Annotated in this window: 8 protein-coding genes; 5 read left to right on the top strand and 3 right to left on the bottom strand. The window is 44.6% G+C overall.

Features of this window, described 5'->3' with window-relative positions:
• The first annotated feature begins 422 nt into the window (after window positions 1-422).
• The gene (locus HLM86_RS14195) at window positions 423-1,001 is read left to right on the top strand and encodes a cysteine dioxygenase (protein WP_076589767.1); all 579 of its coding nucleotides are present in this window, start codon (window positions 423-425) and stop codon (window positions 999-1,001) included.
• A gap of 68 nt (window positions 1,002-1,069) precedes the next feature.
• On the opposite strand, the gene HLM86_RS14190 is transcribed toward HLM86_RS14195, so the two are convergent.
• Both HLM86_RS14190 and HLM86_RS14185 read right to left on the bottom strand, forming a co-directional pair.
• Window positions 1,070-2,401, bottom strand: a complete 1,332-nt coding sequence (locus HLM86_RS14190) for an aminotransferase class I/II-fold pyridoxal phosphate-dependent enzyme (RefSeq protein ID WP_076589766.1) — start codon at window positions 2,399-2,401, stop codon at window positions 1,070-1,072.
• 28 nt (window positions 2,402-2,429) lie between these two features.
• Window positions 2,430-3,236 carry an SDR family NAD(P)-dependent oxidoreductase gene (locus HLM86_RS14185; protein WP_076589765.1) on the bottom strand — a complete coding sequence of 269 codons (807 nt, stop codon included), beginning with the start codon at window positions 3,234-3,236 and terminating at the stop codon, window positions 2,430-2,432.
• Window positions 3,237-3,953: 717 nt separating this feature from the next.
• On the opposite strand from HLM86_RS14185, the gene HLM86_RS14180 reads away from it, so the two are divergent.
• From HLM86_RS14180 to HLM86_RS14165, 4 genes are all read left to right on the top strand, one after another.
• The gene (locus HLM86_RS14180) at window positions 3,954-5,006 is read left to right on the top strand and encodes a hypothetical protein (RefSeq protein ID WP_076589764.1); all 1,053 of its coding nucleotides are present in this window, start codon (window positions 3,954-3,956) and stop codon (window positions 5,004-5,006) included.
• 52 nt (window positions 5,007-5,058) lie between these two features.
• Window positions 5,059-6,096 (top strand): hypothetical protein, encoded by a 1,038-nt coding sequence (locus HLM86_RS14175; protein ID WP_076589763.1) that lies wholly within the window; start codon window positions 5,059-5,061, stop codon window positions 6,094-6,096.
• 75 nt (window positions 6,097-6,171) lie between these two features.
• On the top strand, window positions 6,172-6,447 hold the full coding sequence (locus tag HLM86_RS14170; protein WP_076589762.1) for a hypothetical protein: 276 nt from the start codon (window positions 6,172-6,174) through the stop codon (window positions 6,445-6,447).
• A gap of 181 nt (window positions 6,448-6,628) precedes the next feature.
• On the top strand, window positions 6,629-8,440 hold the full coding sequence (locus HLM86_RS14165; protein WP_076589761.1) for an ABC transporter ATP-binding protein/permease: 1,812 nt from the start codon (window positions 6,629-6,631) through the stop codon (window positions 8,438-8,440).
• A gap of 4 nt (window positions 8,441-8,444) precedes the next feature.
• Here the strand turns inward: HLM86_RS14165 and HLM86_RS14160 are convergent, their stop codons facing one another.
• Window positions 8,445-8,969 carry a glutathione peroxidase gene (locus tag HLM86_RS14160; protein WP_245798231.1) on the bottom strand — a complete coding sequence of 175 codons (525 nt, stop codon included), beginning with the start codon at window positions 8,967-8,969 and terminating at the stop codon, window positions 8,445-8,447.
• Between the last annotated feature and the right edge of the window lie 168 nt (window positions 8,970-9,137).

The raw sequence follows: 9,137 nt of genomic DNA, 5'->3' as shown, positions 1-9,137 counted from the left end.
ACAACGTGAAACGCAGTGATAATAAGGTGTGGCAGCCAGGCAGATTTGTTGGTTGCGTGCTCGTGTCATGATGGTGCCTAGGGATGGAATGAGAATGTCACGACTGTAACGGTTTCTTTTCGAGAAAGCGGAATAAAGATAAGTAGTTACGAGGCAGAGTTGATTTTTCTGCTGGGCGTCATACTTTGCTTACAAGGTGCCTGTCCTTGTTAAGGGAAATCAGTGAAAAGGCTCGTGGCAGGAACTTGATCATGGTTGTCGTTTGCAATTTACATTTAAAGTAGTGACAGGTGTCTACTATTTCAATACTTGTATGACACTTTTGATGCAGCATTATGTCTATTCATTCACCATCTATTAACAAATAGGGCGAATATGCCAGTAACAAGATGTGTGAGGAGGACAATGTGCAACATTCATCAATGACTCAGCAACAAGCGCCAGCACTAGCCGCGTTACTTGATCGGGATTATCGGCTTAACTTTCAGGATTTAATGGAACAAATTCAGCTGGTCAACAAGCCACTGTCTCTGGCAACGATTCGTTTTATTCTTGAAGATGTCGACGTGAATGAACGTGAAATTAAAGCGTTGGCGAGTTATGACCAACAAAACTATTGTCGCCAACGGTTATTTAAAAATGAGCATTGTGAAGTGCTTCTTATGAGTTGGCTAAATGGCCAACGCAGCAAAATCCATGACCATCTCAATACGGCTTGTGGGGTACGTATACTGTATGGTGAAGCAACGGAGACTTCGTTTGAAACGGCCGCTAATGGTCATATTTATGCATCTCAGTCTTCACTGTTCAAACAGGGCAGTGTGACGGTGAGTCAAAATAATGATATCCATCAGATTTCCAACCTTCAGGCCAACGATGAACCTTTGGTGACCTTGCATGTGTATTCTCCACCGCTACGTCAGTTTCATTTATATCAACTCGAAGGCGGTTCTCCTGAGCTGCTCGATCTCCAGCAAGATTCGTGGTTTTACGAAATATAAATACTTAAGAGAATAGAGCCGACGAACCGCCTCGAACGCCAGCTCTATTCGCGATGTAATCGCTTCAGTTATCGGTTCTCCTCAAGAGAGGTTTGGCTCCATGACGCGTTCAATATTTTGTTGATGGCGCTTTTCTGAGAGATTTCTTTCGCAAATGCGGGCAGAAGAACGTGCTCAGTATAGCCAGCGCCCAGCTGCTCGGATTCTTTGGTGAGGCGAAGTTTGAGGCTATCACAAATGTGATTGCACAGCGCATCAATATCATCGTTAGTATGAGAAATATTCAGTGCAATGCGCAAACCAGATTTACCTTTCCCGACGGCTGGAAAAGCCCCAATATTGACGTAGATGCCTTTTCTCATTAGGTCGTTAATGACATCACGTGTGACCAGCTCATTTCCTATCGCGATGAAGCGAATTGGGCTGGAGGTTTCAGCAATCAAAGGTAACCCATGATCGCTCACTTTTTGATTGAAGTAATTGATGAGGTCAAACAGTTGTGTTTGTAGCGTTTCTAATTCTTCGCTCATAAAAAGATCGAGTGACGCGTTCAGTGCGGCTAGATTTGCTGGTTGTAGAGGCCCTCCAAAAGAAAATGCAGGGCCGCAATAACGGACCAATTCATACAATTCTTTATTGGGTAGGACAATGCCACCGCCTGCGACACCGAAGCATTTCGAGAACGAAATTGCGACGACAGACTTTTCATCAAGATCGTGTTCACCCAATACATATCCTTTACCGTGCTTACCGCGCCAACCAGCACCATGGGCGTCATCAATATAGAGCCAAAAGTTGTCATACTGAGTCAGCATAGTACGAAGTTCGTCTAACGGGGCGAGATCACCATACATGCTAAAGACTCCGTCTGTTGCGAACCAGATTTTACGGTAGTGCTGGCCCTCTTTTAAGAGTGATTCAACGGCTTGTACGTCATTATGTTTGATGATTCGGACTTCTGCACCCGAGGCCGCGACGACTTTGGCTGATAACTGAATACTGGAATGAGCTTGTTGGTCAACGATCAATAGATCGCCTTTTTCAACTAGAACAGGTAAAGCACTCATGTGACCAAGAGTGGTGGTGGACGTGAGCAAAACATGGCCGCCAAACAAACGGTCAAGTTTGGTTTCTAGGGTTTTGTATAATGGATGGGACATGTAAGCCCGCGAGGCTGATAGTTGCGTTCCAGTTCTTTCGATTTCTTCAATCGCTGCGTATTTTAGTCTTACGTCGTTTTCTACGCAGAGGTAACTACACGAACCATAGTTACGCATTTTATGACCATCGAGAGAAAGGTATTTTCCATCATCAAAAATATCGTCCAAATCTAAATGGGCGATATTGTTATTGACCATATCTTTAGCGTAAAGATAAAAGTCATTAAGTCTTTTTTCCATGTGTAACGTTCCTTTTAATAATATTGATCTAATGTTTTAAATCTACAGATGTTATTTTATCTATTGTTCTGTAATAGGCGTAAGGAAAAATATTCTTGATAACCTTTATAATTATGCTTTCCTTATTGCAAAGCACTTCAAATTTACCATTAATAATCGATGTTATAAGTTTATCCGCGACGATGTCTGGGCTAATGACTTTTCCATGTTTACTCAGTGCTTTTGCTTCTGGTATTTGAAACATCTTCTCTCTGGTATACATGTTGGTATCTGTATCGGGTGGAAATACAATATTGACGCTGATATTAAAAGGTTTCATTTCCATTCTTAAACACTCAGCAAAGCCTGTAAGTGCAAATTTGGTAGGCGCATAGCTGACGTAGCCACACGCACCAAGGTATCCAGCAACACTTGAAACAAAGCTGATATTACCTATTGGGCTTTTTTTCAAGAATGGGATCGCTGCTCTGGTCACATTCACAGCACCCCAATAATTGACCTCAAAAACATGCCTGAGCGTTTCTTCATCAAGGTCCTCGAACTTTCCATAAGCCTCGACGCCAGCGTTATTAATGATTAAATCTATACCATGGGTGGTTCCGATAGACTGAATTTTCCGTTCAATATCAGATAGGTTTTTTAGGTCGATAGCATAGGTTTCTATATTGATCTCTGAATTTACGATACTCAGTTGTTTTTTTGATTTTATTAAGTTTTCTTTGTTTCTTGCAATCAAATGTAAGTTGGCTCCTTTCATTGCAAACGATTTAGCGATGGAAAATCCTATTCCTGTAGAACCACCCGTAATAACAACATGTCGTTTTTTGAAGTTCATTTTTAATGCTTTTTATCATTGTGTGAAAAAACCTTACATCATAAAGCGAATATTAATTGTTACAGCTAGGTGTAACCTTAAGTAAACCTAGATCTCGTCGCAAAAATAGAGCGTGTAATCTATTTTAATGTAATTATTGTTCTCTTTTTTATTCACCTGATAGTATCAGGAATATTGAGATCGATAATGTTATTAAACGAGTTGTTTTTTAAGGGTTTAATTAGGTGTTTCCCTGTGGCTTTAACACATGAACAATATCTGGAGCACGGTATGCCATTGAAAGTAAAAATGTATTTCACCATGGTGTTCAAGTAGAGGCTTACTTCTACTGGACTCTGCGCTACCTAGAACACGGCTGAGTCAGTTCGTAGACTGATGGGCATCAGTCTATTCTAGATAGCTGATTAATCGACCTTTTCGCATTTATATTCAGCTATGTTGCTATTTCGTCTATCAATAAAATATTTCATTTAAGTGACGATAAAGCAGCAAAAGATACCTAAGACAATAAATAAATAGATAAATGTGATTTACGTATCACTTTTTGCAGGAGTGACTGTTGTTTTTTTAACCTGACGCAAAAGCTCTCATCTGATGATTTGAATAAAACGAGACAGGCTACTAACTGTATAGGTTCGAGCGAAGTGGTTTCGATGTTTGAATTTTGCTTACAGCGTCAAAGTAAAAAGCATATTTCAGGACGAAAAGGTAAACAACATGATGAAAGTAATTGCGAAAATGACTTCGATAGCCTTAATGTTCATCACCTCTGGTGCCACGCAAGCCGCCATTGGAGACTACAAAGTTGTGTTAATACACGGTTTTCAGTCGGATCAACTTCAATCGAAACCCGATAAAGCGCAGGTGGAAAGAGAAGGGGAAGACTACTGGAAAGACTATTGGTTACAGTATTCAGAGGCTCGAATTGACTGGCCTGCTTATGAACGAGTAGAAGGGAAAATTTCGAGTGAATATGCTTGGCCAAAGTTACAGGAGTTATCAAGAGATCGTGTTTGCCAGCCAGGGTGTGTGTTTGTCACCCATTCAACTGGGGATCTGGTCGCACGCTATATTCTTGATAATCAAGCCAATTGGTTGTCGAGTGCCGGTTTAACGCCGCTTAATATCGTCGCCACTTTCGATTTCGCAGGAGCGGGAGGAGGCTCTGAACTTAGCGATATCTTGGTTAATGTTTTTGAAGGTGGTGGCGTGCTGAATGAAGCAATGCGTTATGCACTGGCTTTGTGGCTGGGCGAGATGCCTAATAAAGAGAATGCGGGTGTGCTCAATGACTTAAAAGTTTCCAACGCACGTCAGATTGCACGACTGTCTGAACACCGTATTCCGCGAATACGTTTTGTTGGAAATGGCACTGACTACTTGAAAACCACATCGGTCTTCCTGCCCGGTAACGATGACGGCGTAGTGGCTGCACATTCCGCTTGTGGTGCCGCGGATCCAGGGCGATACAATAGCTGTTCGACTCGTTTAGCGATGAACGGGAAAATGGTTTCCCAAAACAGAGGGGTGTCCAGTTTCATGCCTGAGCACTACCCGTTTATCATGGGTAACGGCTACAGTCATAGTGATGTTGTCGGGGAGAAGCATAAAGGTAAGGTTACCTCAAGCATGTCGCAAATTGCATTAGCCGATGGCCAATCTGTTGAGATACAAACCTACAAGGCAAAAAGCTGGTGGGGGACCCAATATCTTTATGTGCAAGGATCTAACCGGAGCACGATGTCTGAAATTGCTGTCGGATTACATTGATCTCGGATAAGCCGGGACAAAGGTCCCGGCGATTGAAAGGAGGGAGCGATCTATGCAGAGCAAGTATTTACTCGTGATAGGGTTATTGTTTGCTGGGGTGTTCGGTTTTTGGTTTTGGCCAGAGGCGGTTGATACCTCACAATATGCGGCGTCTCAGACAAGCACAGATCGAGGTGGCTCTATGGCCTTGATGCAAAATAAAGTCAGTAAGCTTACCTCTATACCAACGGCACCTCAATCAACGCGCTTGCTTGAATCAAGCCAAGCGTCTTTGCAGCAGGTCGCGTTGTTGCATCAACAGTCTTTGCAATATCCTTCCTATTCACAACCGATTACTGATGCGCACAGCCCTTACCTTAGCTGGAATGATTTCGACAGTGTCGAGACGCCTGTACTGAATGGAAAAGTCACGGCGTCGCTGAGCTTGGCAAAGTACCGCTATTTCTTTCCTGAGGTTATAGAGGTTGAACTTAGGTCACAGGCTGCAAGCACAACGGCTCAGCTGGATATTGTTTCAGTCGAAACGCAAAGCGTATTGCAATCACACGTATCAGATGATGGGCAATGGGGTATTGTGCCGAACCAAAGTTGGCCACAAGAGATTCGGCTCATTGCCCGAGTCGATTTTGAACAGGGGCAAGATGTAGTCAGTGCTGACATCCGCTTGTATCATTCCGTTGCCAGTGTGTCCGACGTTGGCGAAGGCTATGCACAAGGTCCAGACATGAAGGTGCCGATGATATTGGACGTTGGAAAGGCTGGCATTTATCGCGTGAGAGCGAATCTCTATCAAAGTGGAGGTGGGGCCATCGCCTCACTGGTTGAGAAGCAGCGATTGTCTACAGGTCTACAGAATATGGAGTTGAAAGTTTTTAAAGGGGTATTGCCGTCTGGTTCGAATGCCTTGGAGTTACGCGATGTGATGATAGAACGTATGTCCAGTTATCCGGGAGAAAAAGCCGGATATGGAAAAAGCGAGTCTAAGGCTTATCCAGTTGGTACGTTTGATACGGACTCGCTGTCTGATGACGCTTATCAGATGACGGAGCAAGAGAAGCAGCAACTGACTTTCTTGCAGCAACTCCTTTAGATGGACTCATTGGGCTGGATTAGGATGGAAAGTCTCTTTATAATTGTACAGCGTTTTATATTAGAGATCGGATTGATGACCAAAAAAATGATGATGGTGGCGTGTCTTGTTGTTACCTTGGTTGCCTGTTCAAGTCCACCGAAACCTCTAGAAACACCTTCACCCTTGCCAGAGCAAGTCGTTTCTCCGCCTGAGGCCATTAAGGATTCGCCTAACAATCACAGTAGAGGGATGGATGGTGAAGCTCTACTCAACAACCCACCAACCCGACAAATTCTTCGCTCACTTGAAAGCGTTGCAGAGACGTTGAATCTCTTGACCTTTGGCCTCTTTGCCACAGAAAAACCATAAGCGCTTCATCTTAGATTTGGTCGGATTTGCTTTGCAACGGGTTAAATACAAGCCACCTTATTGCTTGAACAAAACATCGAGTGTTAAGCTTTCATGAGTTCCCCTGCCAAGTCAGCACGAAAATACTTATCTCATCTGAGCGGTGTTGTTGCCTGAACGGCCATTAAAAAAAGGCGTATTTATGGACAGTCGCGAGGATATATTGGCAAATAACAAGCCGAAGCGACCTCATTCCGAATCGGATACAAAGCGTAAAAACCTAGGTATTCTTATTGAGTTAGCTCATTTTATTCGGCCTCATAAATGGAAAGTGATTGCGGCTCTAATTGCACTGGTTTTCACGGCTTCCTTGACGCTTTCTGTTGGTCAGGGGGTGCGATTCTTGATTGATCAAGGATTCGCTCAGCAGTCCTCTGAACAACTGAACCATGCAATTCAGATGATTCTCGCGATCACCGTATTGATTGCCATTGGTACTTTTTTCCGTTTTTATCTGGTGTCTTCGGTGGGAGAGCGGGTCAGTGCCGATATCCGACTTGCCGTGTTTAATCATGTCATTACCTTGCACCCCAGTTATTTTGAAACGAACGGCAGCGGTGACATCATGTCACGCATTACGACCGATACGACCCTGTTGCAAAGTATTATTGGTTCTTCCTTTTCTATGGCCATGCGCAGTGCATTGATGTGTCTGGGCGCCTTGATTATGCTCTTTGCGACCAATATAAAGCTGACACTCATTGTGTTGGCAAGTGTTCCCTTCATCCTTGTGCCTATCCTTTTCTACGGACGGCGGGTAAGAGTGCTGTCACGTAAGAGCCAAGATTCTATGGCCAATGTGGGGAGTTATGTGGGTGAAGCGATTGAACAGATTAAAACGGTGCAAAGTTATAGCCGTGAAGCGCAGGAAAAAGCGTGTTTTGCCCAAGAAGTTGAACGTGCTTTTGAGATAGGGCGTCGCCGGGTCAAGCAGAGGGCAATACTAATATCAGGCGTGATCGTGATTGTATTCAGTGCGATTTCAGGGATGCTTTGGGTCGGCGGTAATGATGTCATTACAGGTGTGATGTCAGGTGGCGATCTGGCGGCGTTTGTTTTTTACGCGATTATGGTGGCTTCCTCTCTGGCGACTTTATCTGAAGTGATGGGTGAGTTACAAAGGGCTGCGGGTGCAACAGAAAGGTTGATAGAGTTACTTAAAGTGGACAGTCTTATTTTGGCGCCGATCGAGCAACAACCGTTGGTTGAGACTCTGGCTAGCGATGTGGCTTTTCGAGAAGTCCAGTTTTATTATCCCTCCAGACCGAACCTCGCGGCCATTGAACATCTGACTCTAACCGTTGAAGAGGGTGAGGTTCTGGCGTTGGTTGGCCCTTCAGGAGCCGGTAAAACGACCTTGTTTGAATTGCTTCAGCGGTTTTATGATCCGCAGGCGGGTGAGGTGAGACTCGGAGGGGTGGATATTCGTGCTCTTGATCCTCAGGATCTCAGACAAAAGATGGCTTTAGTGCCTCAGCAACCGGCGTTGTTTAGTCATGATGTCTTCCACAATATTCGCTATGGTAACCCTCAAGCGACGGATGATCAGGTCGTGGAAGCGGCAAAAAAAGCCCACGCTCATGAGTTTATCACCCAACTGCCTCAAGGCTATCATAGCTTTTTGGGGGAGCGAGGCGTGCGATTATCTGGTGGGCAACGTCAGCGTATTGCGATTGCCCGGGCGATTCTGAAAGACCCTGACATTTTATTATTGGATGAAGCGACCAGTGCGTTAGACAGTGAGAGCGAGCATCAGGTTCAGCAAGCGCTGGAGGCTTTGATGCAAAACCGGACGACCCTGATTATTGCCCACCGATTATCGACCATTAAACATGCCGACAATATTGCAGTGCTGGAGCACGGTCGATTGGTTGACCGTGGCGATCATGAATCCTTAATGCAAAGCTGCCCTCTATATCAAAGGCTTGTGTCTCTGCAGTTTACATCTCGGTAAGGGCTTATAACGCTTTTTCTATTGCTTGTGTCACCGTTGGGGATATGGGTGATACTGAGCTTGGAAACGTTGCTAAGACCTGACCGTTTTTGCCGATAAGAAACTTATAAAAGTTCCAGCGGGGCTCGACACCGGCTTGCGCGCTGATGCGGGCAAAGGTCGGGTTAGCTTGTGGCCCACTGACGGACGAGCGGGCCATCATGGGAAAGGTTACTCCGTAATCGAGATAACAGATTTTGGCGGTGACCTTTTCACTGCCTCTGTCTTGTTGAAAGTCATTTGAGGGAAACCCAATCACAGTGAATTGCCTATCTTTGTAGACCTGATAAAGACGTTCCAGCTCCTCAAATTGGGGGGTGTAACCGCATTGGCTGGCCGTATTGACAACCAGTAACGTCTGCCCTTGAAATGCGTCACATAAGTCAATGGTTTTGTTTTCATTAAGCAAACGGTGTTGTGATTGAAGTACCTCTGGGCAGGACGTTGCCATCACCGCACTGCTCAATGGGATGAGTAAACCCGTGATCATCCAAATTTTGTTGATATTCATTGCAAACCTTGGTCCATGCTGTGTCAAATTGTTACTTATATTAGGCGTTGAACGATCATTCGGCACACTCAGTGTTGTCTCCCCATTATCGTGGTCACACTTTCTACGCCATTTACGCTGAGCCTGCAGCGTCATCGATGAAGACAC

It is taken from the genome of Vibrio ostreicida (genome assembly GCF_013074385.2).
In the GTDB taxonomy this organism is placed as follows: domain Bacteria; phylum Pseudomonadota; class Gammaproteobacteria; order Enterobacterales; family Vibrionaceae; genus Vibrio; species Vibrio ostreicida.
This window is presented reverse-complemented; position numbering and strand designations above follow the sequence as displayed.